Raw genomic sequence first — 15,879 nt, forward strand, 5'->3', positions numbered from 1 at the left:
ACCCCGATGCTTAAAAAACTATTATTATGCCTAAGCCTGGTGCTTTGCATAACCACTATATTCGCCCAAGACTATCCTGAACGCCCTACGCAGGGTTTGGTTAACGATTTCACAGGCACCTTGTCTCCACAGCAAATAAACCAGCTCGATACAAAGCTTAAGGCCTTTGAAGATTCTACCAGCAACCAGATAGCCGTGGTATTGATAAAAACCCTGGGCGATTACGAGATCATTCAATACGGCAACGGCCTTATCCGCAAATGGGGCATCGGCACAAAAGAAAAAAGCAATGGCGTGCTGGTACTGGTAGCGATAGACGACCGTAAGATGTCGATACAAACCGGGTATGGCTTAGAAGGCGCCCTGCCGGATATTATCACCCAGGAGATCATCCAAAACGACATGAAGCCCCGTTTCCGCGAAGGTGATTACTATGGCGGGCTTGATGCGGCTACCAACCAAATTATTAAGTATACAAAGGGCGAATACAAGGCCACCAAAAAAGCAACCAGCAAAAACACCAGCAGCAACAGGCGTGGCGGAAGCGCTGGTTTTGTTATTATCATTGTAGTTATTATACTCATCATTGTTTTCCGCAACAGGGGCGGTGGTGGTGGCAACCGTGTTATAGGCAGCCGGGGCGGTGCTAACCCGTTTTGGTGGCTATTGGCCGGCAACATGCTTGGCGGTGGCGGCAGAAGCAGCGGCAGCGACTGGGGCGGTTTCTCTGGTGGTGGTGGCGGCGGCGGAAGCAGCTGGGGCGGTTTCGGTGGCGGCAGCAGCGGCGGCGGTGGCAGCAGCGGAAGCTGGTAGAGGTTAAATTCTAAAATCGAAAGCCGAAATCCTAAAAGAGAAGAAATTCTAAAGCCTAAAATCGAACTTCTAAAAAGAACGTAAAACTCTTTCAAATCGAATTATTAAAATACTTGGTAGCCGATGGAGCAACGTGATTACTTAATGAATGAGGCTCGCAAAATGGCTTTGTTACTGGCCAAGCTGATGGGCTTAAAAACCGAAAGCAGCGATGAGGAATACAAACAATATTTCAACTCGATATTGCAGGATGAATATAATACCGAACTGAATGAGCTCCTTTCCGCGTCTGAAGCAGATTTTAGCTCCATGCTTAAGGACAAGGCTTATGGTGCCGAAAAGCTGAACGCTCTGAGCCAAATGCTTTATGTATTTGCTGAGCCTTTTAATGCTGATGAAGAGACGGCAGCAATCCTAAAAAAAGTGCTTGTTATTTTTGATGTGCTCGAGGCCGAACATCACTACGAATCTTTTGATAATTTAAATAAAAGGAACCATATATACAGTTTCTTTAAAGCTAACTATGAACGAATTTAAATGGAAAACCCTTTCCAGCACCTATGTGCACAAGGGCCCCTGGGCCACCCTCCGCGCCGATAAATGTGAAATGCCCGATGGCACTATTGTAGATGAATATTACGTACTGGAATACCCCAACTGGGCCAACGCCGTAGCGCTTACCGAAGATAATAAGATAGTGATGGTAAAGCAATACCGCCATGCGGCAGGCATCGTGTCGCTGGAGATCCCCGGAGGTGTTATTGAGGAGGGCGAAGATAAAGAAGATGGCATGCGCCGCGAATTACTGGAAGAAACCGGTTACGCGTTCGACAGCGTGGAGCTCATCAGTACCGTGTATGCCAATCCATCAACCGCCGGCAACGTTACTTACTGTTACCTGGCCCGCGGAGGTAAAAAGGTAAAAGAGCAATCGCTTGACGAGCATGAGCAGATAGAGGTGATGGAATATACCATAGAAGAAGTAAAACAGTTATTGGCCGATAACAAAATACCGCAATCTTTGCATTGCACAGGCTTATTTTATGCGCTGATGAAACTGGGCGCTATAAAATAAGCTACTTGACATTAAAGCAAAAATCCCCGAAGCCATCGCTCCGGGGATTTTTGCTTTAATATACAAGGCTAATTAATACCCTTCGTTTTGTACCAATGCAGAGTTGGCGTTTATCTCTCTCAATGGGACCGGGAATACGAGTTTTCGTGAACTGTATGGCAATGCACCAACATCTTGTTTTAAGCGTTTTGCATCATGCAAAAAGAAACCGCCTTCAAATGCCAGTTCAAGCCTTCTTTCTTTAAGTATATCTGCCAGGGCAACCGTAGCCAGTGGATTTAAACCGGCACGCGCCCTGATCCTGTTTACGTCGTTAACCGGAGCAGTACCTACAACAGAGCCTAATTTAAAATTTGCTTCAGCACGTATCAGGTACATTTCGGCCAAACGTATTACACGCACGTTTCCATAAACATTGTTGAATTTACCAACACGTATAACGCCATCGCTGTCTTCGGTGTAGATTGCTGCGCGTTCATCATCCGGGTCAAATTCTGCTAAAAAGTTATCCCTAACAATAACATCGCCACGGCCACTATCATCCGGAGATGCATAATAGGTGTTTAGGCCGTTGCTTCCTTGTTGTGCCGTAACTTGTATAGCAAAAATATCCTCTGTGGTATTATCAACGTGCACTTGCGCAGGGTAAGGGAACTCATCAGTATAAGTACCAACCAATGAATACCTGCCCGAGTTTATTACCGTATTTGCCGCAGCAACCGCGCTTGCGTAATCACCTTTTTGCAGGTATATACGGGCCAGCATAGCTGTAGCAGCATTTTTTGTTGCATAAAAGCTGTTACTTACCGGTAGCAAAGTTTGCGCATCGGTAAGGTCCTTTATGGCTTGTTGGTAAACTGCCTCAACTGTAGCACGCGGAACTTTCGCAGATTCATCAACCACTTTAGTAGGCGTTAAAACAATAGGCACCGCAAGGTTTGTTGATGGGGTACCATCATTGTAAGATTTACCATACATTTCTGCCAGGTTAAAATAAAGGATGCCACGTATAAATTTGGCTTCGCCCTCCATTCTGTTCTTTTGAGCCGCGTCGGCCTTATCAATATTGGCAATAACGTTGTTTGCCTGGTTAATGGCCTGGTAAGCCCCCAGCCACATACCCTCAACAAAGCCGTTATCGTTGGTAATGGTTTGCGCAACCATTTGGGTAAGATCCTGAAAAGTACCCTGCCAGTCTATCAACGTTTGAGTTGCCATCAGGTCGGGCTGGATGAAATTGCCGCCACCGTATGAGCCCGATAGGGCAAGCCTGTTGTAAGCACCCACTAATGTAATTTGTACATCTGTAGATGTAAGTATAGCCACATCCTGTCCAACTGACTGGAAGGGCTTAAGATCTAATTGCTTATTGCAGGCGGTTAGTAAAAACGCGGTGCTCAAAGCTGTCAGGTATATCGATTTAAATTTTTTCATTGCTATAATATTAAAATTATAATCCTATGTTCACTCCAAAGGTAATGGTGCGTGGCTGCGGTGCCGAGTAAAAATCAACCCCTAAGTTGATGTTACCTGCCTGGTAATCCGCGTTCACTTCCGGATCCCATCCTTTGTATTTAGTAATCAGGAACAAGTTGTAAGCATTCATAAAAATCCTTGCGCTATTAAGCCTGATTTTTGATAGCCATGCTTTAGGCACATTGTAACCAAGCCCCACGGTTTTCATCCTGATGTATGAGCCACCCGACAAATAACGGCTTGATGCGTTAACACCGTTTCCGTAGAACAAACGAGGTTCGGGCACATCGGTAATGTCGCCTGGTTTATCCCAATATGCCATTTGATCGGTAGTTTGGTTATCAAAACCATTACTTGCAGAGGCAGACATGTACTGGCCACCACCGTTGTAAATTTTGTTGCCAAATGAACCCTGCATGGTAACCGAAAGGTCGAACCCAGCGTATGAGAAGGTATTTGTCCAGCCGCCTGTATATTTAGGGGTTGGGTTGCCTAACACAATATTTTGGGCCGCGTTATAATCGTTTGTTTTGGTTTTGATAAGGTTACCGCTACCGTCTTTAGTATTCAGGAAATATAAGGCGTCCCCGTTTGCTGGGTCAACACCTGCGTACTCTTTACCGTAAAATACACCAATAGGCTGGCCTTCAATTACGCGGTTAAGATCGTTAGAACCCAAAACCTGGCCCTGAATATCTGTTACTATATTCTTGTTATAAGCGGCATTGATACTGCTGGTCCATTTAAACTTACCAACAAAAATATCACCAGCCAACTCTAACTCAAAACCCTTGTTATATAACTTGCCCAAGTTTTGGTCTTGAAAAGATATACCTAATGTTCCCGGAATATTTACAGATAACAACAAATCGCGAGAGTTTTTCCTATAATATTCAAACCCACCAGATATACGATTGTTAAAGAAGCCAAAGTTCACGCCAACATCAAACTGGCCTGTTGTTTCCCATTTTAAGTTAGGATTTGCAATTTGCGAAAACCGCTGACCCGCCGCACCATTATAACCGGCATCGCCTGAGAATAACCCAAGTGCCGCATAATTACCAACTTCGGCATTACCCGTTAAACCGTAGCCTGCTTTAAGTTTCAAATTGCTAATGAAAGTAGAGTTTTTAAGGAAGCTCTCTTCTGAAAGGATCCAGCCTGCAGAAACTGCAGGGAAGAAACCATAACGGTTATTTGTACCAAAGCGGGATGAAGCATCTGTTCTTGCGCTGGCAGATAACAGGTACTTACCTGCGTAAGCGTAGTTGGCCCTTGCAAAATAAGACACGAAAGAATACTCGCTTTGTGACGATGATCCTCCTGATTTTACTGCTGCCGAAGCAATTTGCTTGTAAGCATCAGAAGGAAACTGCTGTCCCTGAATATCATTGCCAACAAAATGACTATACTCGTAGCTGGTGCCCGCAGTTACATCAAGCGAATGGTCTGTGTTAAAAATGTTTTTATAACTAACATAGTTATTTACCGTGTAGTGTATTATACCATTGTTGGTATTTTCACCGGCCCCGTTTGGTGTGCCTGTATTACGGAACGTTAAACGGCCAAAATAACTATCTTCATTCTGGTTGGTTTGGTCTAAACCAAATTCACTGCGTAAGGTTAAATGCTTAGCAATTTCCCAACTGCCGTATATGTTACCAATTGTTCTGAAAATAGTGGTGTTGTAATAGGCATTTTCTACACTAAGTAAAGGATTGTAATAAACCGGGTAGTTACTGGCCGAACCGGGTAAACTACCGCTCAATAAACCTGTACGGGGATCGATGATTGGTGTATTTGGCGACAAAGCAACAATTTGCAATGGGGTAGAGAACTGATTATCATCAGATACACGATTGTTTACCGTGTTGGTGAAGTTTAAATTGATACCTACTTCCACGCGGCTGAATGGCTTGGTGCTCAAGTTTACACGGCCCGAGTATTTTTTAAAGCGGTTACCAACCAAAATACCCTTTTGGTCGGAGTATTGGCCCGATATAAGGTAGGTGCTTTTTTCGTTACCGCCCGATAGGCTAAGGTCGTAAATGGCTTGCGGCGCTTTCTGGAATGCCTGCTCTTCCCAGTTTACGTCAGCAGCGCCTACGTTTGTAACGCCCGCAGCATACCTTAATAAGCGGCTTTCTACAAATGCCTGGTCATCAGCCAGTGCATCTTCATAAGTATCATAAAATCCGTTGTTAAAATCCTGCAAAGCGGCACCAACACCAGCCCTGCGTTCTATTTGCAGATACTGCGCCGTATTTAAAAAGTCGCGGTGCCTTGATGGCTTGCTGGTACCAAACTGGCTACTGAAGTTTAATTTTGTGCGGCCCGCTTTACCTTGTTTAGAGGTAAGCAAGATAACACCGTTGGATGCACGCGCACCATAAATAGCAGACGAAGACGCGTCCTTTAATATTTGCACCGACTCAAAATCGTTAAAGTTGATATCTGCTAACGGGTTAGTAGATGCGCTTGTGCTGGAAAGATCGCCCTGGTTAAGGATAATACCGTCCAATACGATCAGCGGTTGTGTGCCTGCCGAAATAGATGATGTACCGCGCACGCTTATTTTTATACCCTGGCCAAGTTTACCATTATTAGATTGTATAACAACACCAGCGGCTTTACCCTGTATAGCTTGCTCCAATGTAGTTACCGGCGTATTTTCTATCTCTTTTGCAGAGATAGACGAAACCGACCCGGTGATGTTTTGGCGCTTTTGTGTTCCGTAACCTACTACTACAACTTCGGTAAGTTGTTTAGAATCGGTTACCAGCGAAGCATTTACAACGCTGCCGCCCGCAACAAGTTCAACATCCTTATACCCTATAAATTTAAATATAAGTATTTTACCCGCCGGTATCGACAGGCTGTACTTACCATTAATATCGGTTTGTGTGCCGATTGTAGGGAAGCCTTTAACGGTTACTGTTACTCCCGGTAACGCTGAGCCGTCCTTCTGATCTGTTACTTTACCTGTAACAACACTGTTTTGGCTAAAAGCAAATGTTATGGAGGTAAATAACAGCAGGAATGAGAGTAGAATTTTCTTCATGCGATATTAGTTATGTAAATTGAAAAAGTAAGTTCACAAAAAAAAAGTACAAATACAACAAAAGGCATAAAAAATTACGCCTTTTGTTAATATTCTATTAATAAGTTACAATTCAAGGAGACAATAGATGTTAAAACACCATTAATATCTGCCCTTTTTCCACTTTATCTCCTGGTTTAATTTTAATTGCCTTAATGTTAACATCTGCGGGTGCCTTAATGATATTCTCCATTTTCATGGCCTCCAACACAAACAAGTTTTCTCCTTTTTTAACCTCGGCGCCCACTTCCGCAAATATTTTAAGCACCAAACCGGGCATAGGCGCTTTTATTTCGCTCACTTTTGCCGCATTTAAATTGCTAAGCCCCATTTTATCCAGCAGAACATCAAACTCATCTTTAGCAGAGATGGCGTAAAAATTATTGTTCACCTTAATTTCCGCCGTTTTTTCTTCTTTATTAAAACTTACCACTTCGGCATTGTACGATGCCATATCATTAATGATATGGTACAACGTCGGGTTTAGCGCCTTTATATCTGCATTCACGGCGGCTTGGTTTACCTCTAACCCTGTTGCTTGCCTGTCAACCTCAAAATTGTGCTTATTGTTAACCTTTATCTTATACATTCTATTTGGTAAATATATACTGTATTAAATTAGCGCCCATGCGTAATGCCTTCAAGCGGGTTTCCTGGCTGTCGCCCGCGTAGGTACCCAGGTCTTCCCAGCCATTGCCAAGATCGCATTGATAGCTGTAAAAACACACCAGCCTTCCTTTATATATCAGCCCAAAGCCCTGGGGGCGCTTGCCATCATGCTCGTGTATTTTAGGCAGGCCCGTTGGGAAATTATATTTTTGATGATAGATGGCGTAATTGGCTGGCAGTTCTACAAACTCCAGTTCGGGGAATACTTTTTTCATCTGCGGCCGTATGAACTGATCGAAACCATAATTATCATCAATATGCAGAAAACCGCCGCCTGTTAAGTATTTACGCAGATTCTTCGCTTCCTGGTCGCTGAAGATAACGTTACCGTGGCCGGTCATAAACACAAAGGGATAATTATACAGTTCCTCGCTGCCTACTTCCACCGTTTCTTCTTCGGCCTGGAAATTTGTTTTTAAATTTTCATTGCAAAACTTGATCAGGTTTACCAGCGCGGTACGGTCGCCATACCAGTCGCCGCCGCCATTGTATTTTAGCCGGCCCATTTTATAGGATGGATCGCTAAAGCTGCTGATGGATATAGCCAGTGTTAAAGCTGCAACAATAAAAAAGGATTTCCTCATATCCGGTTTAAAAAGTTCACCTCGAAACAGGCTTCCAAAGCAGCTGTTTCGGTACGCAAACGGCTTTCTCCTAAAGTTATGGCTTTATATCCGTTTTGCAAAGCCATATCTATTTCGGCGGGACTAAAATCGCCTTCGGGGCCTATCAGTATCAAATAACGGCTTTGTTTTGTTAGAGATTGCGTAAGGCTTAACTTTTCTCCCTCAGCGCAATGGGCTATGAACTTTTGCCCGTCGAAAGGTTGTTTCAGAAACTGGGTAAGCGATACCGCCTCGTTCAACACAGGGTGGTAGGCTTTGATGGATTGTTTGATGGCAGAGGTGATGATCTTATTCAGCCTTTCGACTTTGGCCTCCTTACGTTCGGAGCGCTGGCAGATAATGAGCGAAACCTCGTCGATGCCAATTTCCGTAGCTTTTTCTAAAAACCATTCCGTACGCTCAATATTTTTTGTGGGGGCAACAGCCAAGTGCAGGTAGTGGTCGCGCTTGTTAAATTCTGTTTTCACCGAATTGATCTGCAGGATGGTGCGCTTAGGGTGCGCATCTTTTATTTCTGCATCGTATAAGCCGCCCTTACCATCTATCAAAGTAACCGCATCTCCATTAACCAGGCGCAATACGCGAACGGCATGTTTACTTTCTTCCTCGCTTAAAAAGTATTGGGATACTGATGGATCGATGCCGGGGGTATAAAAAAGCTGCATAGTAAAAATTACTAATGTAAATCTACCGCGTCTTCCTCATTTATCAGCAATTCCAGCTTAACCGATTCAATGTTCTGGTCGGATTTTTTTAGTACGGTAATGTTGTACCCGTTAGATTCTTTCTGCTCGCCCACATCTGGGATCTTACCGAATATATCACCCAACCAGCCCGAAACGGTGTCAAAATCGCCGTCCTCGGGCAGGTCGTGTGGCAAGTGCTCGTTCACGTCGTAGATAGGTGCCAGGGCATTCACTACAAACTCGCGTTCGTTTATTTTTTCTACAATTGGCTTCTCTTCGTCAAACTCATCCTGTATCTCGCCTACCAATTCTTCAACAATATCTTCCAGCGTAACCATACCGGCCGTACCGCCAAACTCATCAGATACAATGGCTATCTGGATGCGCTTTTGCTGCAGCTCGGCCATCAGGTCGTTTATCTTTTTAGTTTCCGGGATAAAGTAAGGCTTACGGATGATGTTCTTCAGTACGATCTCCTCGTTACGGGCCAGCAAAGGCAAAATATCTTTAGCGTGTACAATGCCAATGATCTTATCTATCACTTCATCGTAAACCGGCATACGCGAGTAGCCTTCGGTGATAAGTATCTCCAATAATTCATTCGTTGGTGTATCCACCGCTATGCCCGAGATTTTGGTACGGGGCACCATGATGTTTTTCACCACGCGCTCATTAAAATCAAAAACATTCTGGATCAATTCGTGCTCGTTAGAATCTAAAGCACCGGTTTCTTTACCTTGTTCTAAAAGGTACTGCAACTCTTCCGAACTATGATGCGCCTCGCCACCTTCTAAAGTGGTAATGCCCATCAATTTTAAAATAAAATTGGCAAAACCGTTCAGTAACCATATCAATGGCCGGAACACAATAAAGAAGAACTGCAAGGGCACTGAAACCGCCAATGTAGTCCTTACCGATTTCTGTATAGCTAACGACTTTGGTGCTAACTCCCCAAAAACAATGTGAAGAACCGTAATCACCGCAAACGATACTATATGCGCAGCAGTTATAAATCCCGGCGATAAATCTATCCCTACGCCTAAAAACCCCCTAAGCACAATATTGGTAACTACCCCCTCGCCAACAACACCAAGCCCCAGCGATGCTATGGTAATGCCAAGCTGCGTTGCAGCCAGGTAGCCGTCTAAATTGTGTAGTATGCCGCGGGCAACCTTAGCAACGCCGCTTCCACTTTTAGCCTTAAGTTCTATTTGCGAGCCGCGTACTCTTACCATGGCAAATTCGGCAGCCACAAAAAAGCCGTTAAGAAGCACCAAAAATATGGTTGCGATTATATAAAAGCCATTGATCTCGTAATGCGCGGGGTCCATCAATTATTTATTGGTAAACGGGGAAAGTAGTCTTATACAATTCTTGCGCTTCGGTAATAACTTTGTGCGCGTAACGTAAGCCAAGCAGATGCTCGATAGTTACGTTCTTGCCTTCTAATTTTTTGTAGTCTTTAAAGAAACGAACGATCTCCGTCATAGCGTGTGGTGGCAATTCGTTCAAGTCGTTAATGTAATTTACCGACATATCATTTTTCGCTACCGCGATGATCTTGTCATCCTGCTCGCCGTTATCAACCATGTGCATTACACCTACAACTTTAGCTTCGATGATGCTCATCGGATAAACGTCTATTGAGCAAAGTACCAATATATCCAACGGATCTTTATCATCGCAATAAGTTTGCGGGATGAAACCATAATTGGCTGGGTACATTACTGAAGAAAATAAAACGCGGTCCAGTTTCAACAGGCCCGAATCTTTGTCGATTTCATATTTGGCCTTAGAACCTTTAGGTATCTCAATAATAGCGTTTACAATTTCTGGAACGTTTTCGCCCGGAGAAACCTGGTGCCATGGGTGCTGTGTGCTCATTTGGTATATGTTATATTATTGTTCCTGATTATTTGCCTTGGTGAGTTTCTTCTTTACAAAAGCAAAAATCAAGGGAACGGTTGTTATTATTATTAGTCCAAGTACAATGTATTGCAAATAATCTTTTAGTTGCGGAAAACGCCGGCCCAAAAAATAACCAGCTAATGTTAACGTGGTTACCCAGGCTACACTGCCAATAATGTTATATAAAGTAAACTTTTTAATGTCAACTTTAACAACGCCTGCAAATATAGGGGCAAATGTCCTAACTATGGGGAAAAATCTGCCTAAAATCAAAGCCATGCCTCCGTATTTGTCATAAAATTCTTCGGCTACGGTAATATAGCGTTTTTTAAAAAACAAAGAATCGTTCTTGCTGAAAAGCACGGGCCCCGTTCGATAGCCAAACCAATAGCCCGTATAGTTCCCCAAAACGCCGGCAGCTATCAACGATAGTACCAATGTATAAACGGGCACTTGTATAATGCCGGCAGCGCTCAGGATCCCCGCAAGGAACAAAAGATAATCGCCAGGCAAAAAGAATCCGAAAAACAAACCTGTTTCAGCATAAACCACAATTAGCAAAAGGTAGAAGCCCCCATTGCTTATAATGGATTGTGCGTCGGTTAAATTCCGCAGGTATTCCCAAATATTTTCCATTCAGTATATCAGTAAAACTACAAATATTAAATGGGAAATGCTTTAGCGGTAAATTAAATAAGGCTTGATATTAACGCGGGATAAACACCAATGGCTATTGTAACCAGTGCAGAGAAGCCTAAAACAAACTTGTAGTAAGCCGGGATAACCACCTCGTTACGCTCGGCACTGCGGAAATACATGGCTATTATCACCCGGAAATAATAGAAAATGCTGATGATCGCATTCACAACCGCCACAATCACCATAATGTATTTGTATTGCAGCAATGCCCCGGAGAACATATAAAACTTGCCTATAAACCCAGCTGTTAATGGGATACCCGCTAAAGACAGCATACTTACCGTGAGTACAAACGCCAGGAATGGGTTCTTGCGTGCAAGACCGTTAAACCCGTCGACGTTATCACTACCGGTTTGTTGGCGAACCAGTACCAACGCGCCAAACGCGATTATCGATGCGATTGAATAGGCCGTTGCATAAACAAATACCGAATTTGCAGAAGCCGCACCTAAAGCCACAATGGCAAACATGAGATAACCCGCGTGTGATATACTGGAGAAAGCCAGCATACGCTTAAAGCTTTGCTGATATAAAGCGGTAATGTTACCAATAAACAAGGTGATGATAGTAATTACCATAAGCACCGGCGACCAGAATGCCGCGATAGAACTAAAGCTTGCTGAAAACAACCGTAGAAACGCCGCGAAGCCAGCCGCCTTAACAACGGTAGACATGTAAGCGGTGATAAGCGAAGGAGCTCCTTCGTAAACATCCGGTGTCCAGAAATGAAAGGGGGCCGCGCCCACTTTAAAGCAAAGTCCAACAATGATCAGCAATACGCCGGTATAAAATATCGGATCTATATTACGTGGATGTGTTAATACATAGTCGCGGATAGCGTCCAGATCGAATGATCCTGATGCGCCGTAGATAAGTGTAATGCCAAACAGCAAAAAGCCTGTTGAGAACGCGCCCATCAGGAAGTATTTTAAAGCAGACTCGTTTGATGCAAAATCATTTTTGCGGATACCGGCCAAAATGTAAAGGCTCACCGACATGATCTCGATACCAACAAACAGCATGGTTAAGTTATGGTAACTTACCATTACTACTATACCTACCAGCGAAAACAAAATAATGGCGTAATACTCTGCAATATGGCTGCTTATCTTTTCGAAATAGCCTTTAGAAAGCATGAGTATTAAAATGGTAGAGATAATGCTAACAACCGAAAAAGCAATGGAAAAGTTATTAAACAGCATCATGCCATGATAAATTGGCAGCGCATTATCGTTCCATTGCATTACAGCAGCACCAAGTGCAACCAGCATACCAATTATAGTAACCGGGAGCAGCGCTTTTTGTGCTTTATATAAACCCAGGTACAACAGCACAATAGGTAAAACAGATATGATGATTAAAGTATTCATTTGATGATTATATCTGTACTTTAAAATTTCGTTGTGATAAATTTATGACTTACGGTATCAACCAAATTGGTTACCGCCGCTTCCGACAGGTGCAATAATGGCTGCGGGTAAACACCAATTATTATTATTAAAGCGCAGATGATCCCCAAAGCTAATTTCTCTGAACCTTTTATATCGGTAAAAGTAGCGGTGAGTTCGTTTAACTCGCCCTGCATTACGTTCTTGTACATACGCAGCATATATACGGCACCAAGTATGATGGTAGTACCTGCAATAGCGGCTGTAATAATTCCACGGTTAAAAACACCTCGTAGTAGCAAAAACTCGCCAACAAAACCATTGGTTAATGGTAGGGCAACGGTACCTAAAACAATAATTAAGAACGCTATGGAGAACTGAGGCGCTACCTTAGCTATACCGCCCAGCTTGCCGATATCGCGGGTTCCTAAACGCCTGCTGATAATGTCCCATATAAAAAACATCCCAACTACGTTTATACCGTGGCTTATCATTTGTATCATGGCGCCTTGCACGCCATAAATGTTCCATGCAAAAATACCGGCAGCAATTAAACCAACGTGTGCAATGGATGAGTATGCTACCAACCTTTTCCCATCTATCTGTTTAAATGCTATAAGAGATGCGTACACAATACCTATTATGGATAAGATGATAACAACGTTAGCCCAGGTTAAAAAACCAAGCGGTGCATTAGGGATAAGCCAGCGGATAACGCCGTAAATACCCATCTTTAGCATGATACCCGATAACATCATGGTACCGCCAGTGGGTGCCTCGGTATAGGTATCCGGCTGCCAGGTGTGAAATGGAAATATCGGCATCTTGATAGCAAAGGCTAAAAAGAACGCGATGAACACCCAAGACTGATGGCTGGCATCTAAACTCAGGTTATAAAAATGTTGCAGATCGTAATCTTTACTTGGCGTTTGCAGATACAGGTAAATAATGCCTATCAGCATAAACAACGACCCGGTGAACGTGTAGATAAAAAATTTGATGTTGATACGGATGCGGTTCTCGCCGCCCCATAACGCGCAAATAAAATAAATAGGGATCAGCGCCGCTTCCCAGCCCACGTAAAATAAAAAGCCATCAAACGCGGTGAACACGGTGAGCAACCCTGCCTGCATAAACAATATGAGCGCGTAAAAGGCTTTCGCGTTTTTATACTGGTGCTCATACGTGGTCAGGATGATAAGGGGAACAAGGGCGGTGGTCAGCAATACCATCACCATACTTATCCCATCTATTCCGGCTTTAAAATAAACGCCAAATTGCGGTATCCATGGTGCATCAATGCTATACTGCAGTGAAGCATCCGGAACAAAACCGCTCAGAAAATAAAGGGCAATAGCCAACTCCACAACAGCAAAAAACATTGCTGCATGCTTAGCCATCTCGTTTTTAAACAGCAATGTTAAAAGCGCTGCTACTATCGGTAAAAAAATTAAAATGCTAACCGTCATTTTATGTGTTGAAAAACGCTATTGTACTATATTTTAGTTATTCCGTATATCAGGATGGCAACAATACCCACTACCATCATAAATATATAAAAACCTACGTTACCTGTTTGCAGCAGGCGTAAACCCTTGCTTGTTTCTATTGTGCCTTTGCCAAGCCCGTTCACAAATCCATCTATCCCTAATTGTTCAATTACCTTGTAGAAGAATACCGATATCGCATCAAGCGGCTTGCGGATGATGGTATCGTACAACTCATCGATATAAAATTTGTGGTACGAAAGGTTGGCCAGTGCCGGGCGTTCTTCTTCATCAGATACCGGCAGGCTTCCGCCTTTTACATATTTAACGTAAGCATAAACCATCGCTATCAACGCAACGCTAACCGATATAGCCATTAAATACCATTCGGTGCTGTGGCTCAATTCGTGCTCGCCTAATATCTTTGTAGAGCCTTCAAATACTGGAGCAAGGAAAGCGCCTAATTCGTGATGGCCGCCCATTACGGCAGGTACACCAATCATACCGCCAATGGCAGATAAGATGGCCAAAACAATAAGCGGAATGGTCATGCTTGGTGGCGACTCGTGCAAGTGGTATTCCTGTTCGTGCGTTCCGCGGAATTTACCCCAAAAAGTAAGGTACATCATCCGGAACATATAGAAAGAGGTAAGCATGGCCGTAATTACACCCACCACGTAAAAGGTGGTGCTGTGTGCAAATGCAGCCGCTAAAATTTCGTCTTTAGAAAAGAAGCCTGAGAAAGGGGGGATACCTGCGATGGCAATGGTACCGATGAGCATGGTGATAAAAGTAATTTTGATCTTGCCTTTTAAGCCGCCCATTTTGCGCATATCCTGTTCGCCACTCATGGCGTGAATAACAGAACCCGCGCCAAGGAATAACAGTGCTTTAAAGAACGCGTGCGTTAATACGTGGAAGAATGAACCGGTATAAGCACCAACGCCCAAGCCTAAAAACATATACCCTAATTGTGATACGGTTGAATAGGCCAGTACCTTCTTAATATCCGTTTGTGTTAAAGCTATGAGCGCTGCGAAGCAGGCGGTTGTTAAACCTATTATGGCGATGATCTCCATAGTTTGCGGTGCCATGCTAAATAAGATGTTAGAGCGGGCTATCATGTAGATCCCAGCAGTAACCATGGTAGCAGCGTGTATCAGTGCAGATACCGGAGTTGGGCCAGCCATTGCATCTGGTAACCAGGTGAACAACGGCAACTGCGCCGATTTACCAATTGCACCCACAAAAAGCAACAGGGTAACTACTGTGAAGAATAGATCGCCTCGTATCATAGTAGCAGCCTTTGGGAAAATGGCTGCAAATTCTACACTTTTGAATACTGCTGTCAGTAAAAATACGCCTAACAGAAAGCCAAGGTCACCAATGCGGTTCATAATAAATGCCTTCTTGGCAGCATCGGCATAGCTGGCATTGGTATACCAGAAACCGATAAGCAGGTACGAGCATAAACCCACGCCTTCCCAGCCAATAAACATAATAATGTAGTTGCTCCCCATTACCAGCAGCAGCATAAAAAAAACAAACAAGTTTAAATAAGCGAAAAACTTACCGAAGCCTGCATCATCATGCATATAGCCGATAGAGTACAGGTGGATAAGGAAACCTACGCCGGTGATGATCAACAGCATAATAGAGCTTAACTGATCTATTAAAAAGGCGAAAGGTATTTTAATATCGCCAACGCTTATCCAATCAAACAAAGTAACGTTTATTGGAGTAGCTGTTGATTTGATCTGGAAGAATGTAGCAACACTTATCCCGAACGCTATGAATACCAGAAAGCTGCCGATAGCACCAATTACATTTTTCGACAGCGTATTACGCCCCAGTCCGTTTATAACAAAACCGGCTAAAGGTAATATGGGAATAAGCCAGATATATTGATTCATGTTATCTATAGTTCGTTTAGCCCCCTAACCCCCTGAAGG

The 15,879-nt window shown here is 43.5% G+C and carries 14 protein-coding genes; 3 read left to right on the forward strand and 11 right to left on the reverse strand.

What is annotated here, in order from left to right; all coding sequences use genetic code 11:
- Window positions 1–6: 6 nt before the first annotated feature.
- The 3 genes from ABIX36_RS09375 (at window position 7) to ABIX36_RS09385 (ending at window position 1,888) form a co-directional block, all read left to right on the forward strand.
- Entirely contained in the window at window positions 7–813 is an 807-nt protein-coding gene (locus ABIX36_RS09375; protein ID WP_348081905.1) for a TPM domain-containing protein, read from the forward strand.
- A 123-nt stretch (window positions 814–936) separates the two neighbouring features.
- Window positions 937–1,350: a hypothetical protein gene (locus ABIX36_RS09380; RefSeq protein WP_348081906.1), complete on the forward strand. Its 414-nt coding sequence runs from the start codon at window positions 937–939 to the stop codon at window positions 1,348–1,350.
- Window positions 1,337–1,888, forward strand: a complete 552-nt coding sequence (locus tag ABIX36_RS09385) for an NUDIX hydrolase (protein ID WP_348081907.1) — start codon at window positions 1,337–1,339, stop codon at window positions 1,886–1,888. The genes ABIX36_RS09380 and ABIX36_RS09385 overlap by 14 nt, the downstream gene beginning before the upstream one ends.
- Before the next feature lie 72 nt (window positions 1,889–1,960).
- Here ABIX36_RS09385 and ABIX36_RS09390 read toward each other — a convergent pair whose 3' ends face one another.
- The 11 genes from ABIX36_RS09390 to nuoL all read right to left on the reverse strand — a co-directional run bounded on the left by ABIX36_RS09390 (window position 1,961) and on the right by nuoL (window position 15,840).
- Window positions 1,961–3,322: a RagB/SusD family nutrient uptake outer membrane protein gene (locus ABIX36_RS09390; RefSeq protein WP_348081908.1), complete on the reverse strand. Its 1,362-nt coding sequence runs from the start codon at window positions 3,320–3,322 to the stop codon at window positions 1,961–1,963.
- 16 nt (window positions 3,323–3,338) lie between these two features.
- Complete coding sequence (locus tag ABIX36_RS09395) at window positions 3,339–6,425, reverse strand: TonB-dependent receptor (RefSeq protein ID WP_348081909.1); 3,087 nt, start codon at window positions 6,423–6,425, stop codon at window positions 3,339–3,341.
- A 130-nt stretch (window positions 6,426–6,555) separates the two neighbouring features.
- Window positions 6,556–7,053: an acetyl-CoA carboxylase biotin carboxyl carrier protein subunit gene (locus ABIX36_RS09400; protein ID WP_348081910.1), complete on the reverse strand. Its 498-nt coding sequence runs from the start codon at window positions 7,051–7,053 to the stop codon at window positions 6,556–6,558.
- Window position 7,054: 1 nt separating this feature from the next.
- Window positions 7,055–7,717: a DUF4159 domain-containing protein gene (locus ABIX36_RS09405; RefSeq protein WP_348081911.1), complete on the reverse strand. Its 663-nt coding sequence runs from the start codon at window positions 7,715–7,717 to the stop codon at window positions 7,055–7,057.
- Window positions 7,714–8,424 carry a 16S rRNA (uracil(1498)-N(3))-methyltransferase gene (locus ABIX36_RS09410; RefSeq protein WP_348081912.1) on the reverse strand — a complete coding sequence of 237 codons (711 nt, stop codon included), beginning with the start codon at window positions 8,422–8,424 and terminating at the stop codon, window positions 7,714–7,716. The genes ABIX36_RS09405 and ABIX36_RS09410 overlap by 4 nt, the downstream gene beginning before the upstream one ends.
- Window positions 8,425–8,435: 11 nt before the next feature.
- A complete protein-coding gene (locus tag ABIX36_RS09415) occupies window positions 8,436–9,776 on the reverse strand; it encodes a hemolysin family protein (protein ID WP_348081913.1) in 1,341 nt (446 codons plus the stop codon).
- A gap of 7 nt (window positions 9,777–9,783) precedes the next feature.
- On the reverse strand, window positions 9,784–10,329 hold the full coding sequence (locus tag ABIX36_RS09420; protein WP_348081914.1) for an inorganic diphosphatase: 546 nt from the start codon (window positions 10,327–10,329) through the stop codon (window positions 9,784–9,786).
- Window positions 10,330–10,344: 15 nt separating this feature from the next.
- Window positions 10,345–10,989 carry a VTT domain-containing protein gene (locus tag ABIX36_RS09425; protein WP_348081915.1) on the reverse strand — a complete coding sequence of 215 codons (645 nt, stop codon included), beginning with the start codon at window positions 10,987–10,989 and terminating at the stop codon, window positions 10,345–10,347.
- Between the two features lie 53 nt (window positions 10,990–11,042).
- Window positions 11,043–12,422, reverse strand: coding sequence for an NADH-quinone oxidoreductase subunit N (locus ABIX36_RS09430; protein WP_348081916.1), 1,380 nt, complete (start codon window positions 12,420–12,422; stop codon window positions 11,043–11,045).
- A gap of 20 nt (window positions 12,423–12,442) precedes the next feature.
- The gene (locus ABIX36_RS09435; RefSeq protein ID WP_348081917.1) at window positions 12,443–13,909 is read right to left on the reverse strand and encodes an NADH-quinone oxidoreductase subunit M; all 1,467 of its coding nucleotides are present in this window, start codon (window positions 13,907–13,909) and stop codon (window positions 12,443–12,445) included.
- 26 nt (window positions 13,910–13,935) lie between these two features.
- Window positions 13,936–15,840 carry an NADH-quinone oxidoreductase subunit L gene (gene nuoL / locus ABIX36_RS09440; protein ID WP_348081918.1) on the reverse strand — a complete coding sequence of 635 codons (1,905 nt, stop codon included), beginning with the start codon at window positions 15,838–15,840 and terminating at the stop codon, window positions 13,936–13,938.
- Window positions 15,841–15,879: the final 39 nt, after the last annotated feature.

It is taken from the genome of Mucilaginibacter sp., from assembly GCF_039925265.1.
Taxonomy (GTDB): domain Bacteria; phylum Bacteroidota; class Bacteroidia; order Sphingobacteriales; family Sphingobacteriaceae; genus Mucilaginibacter.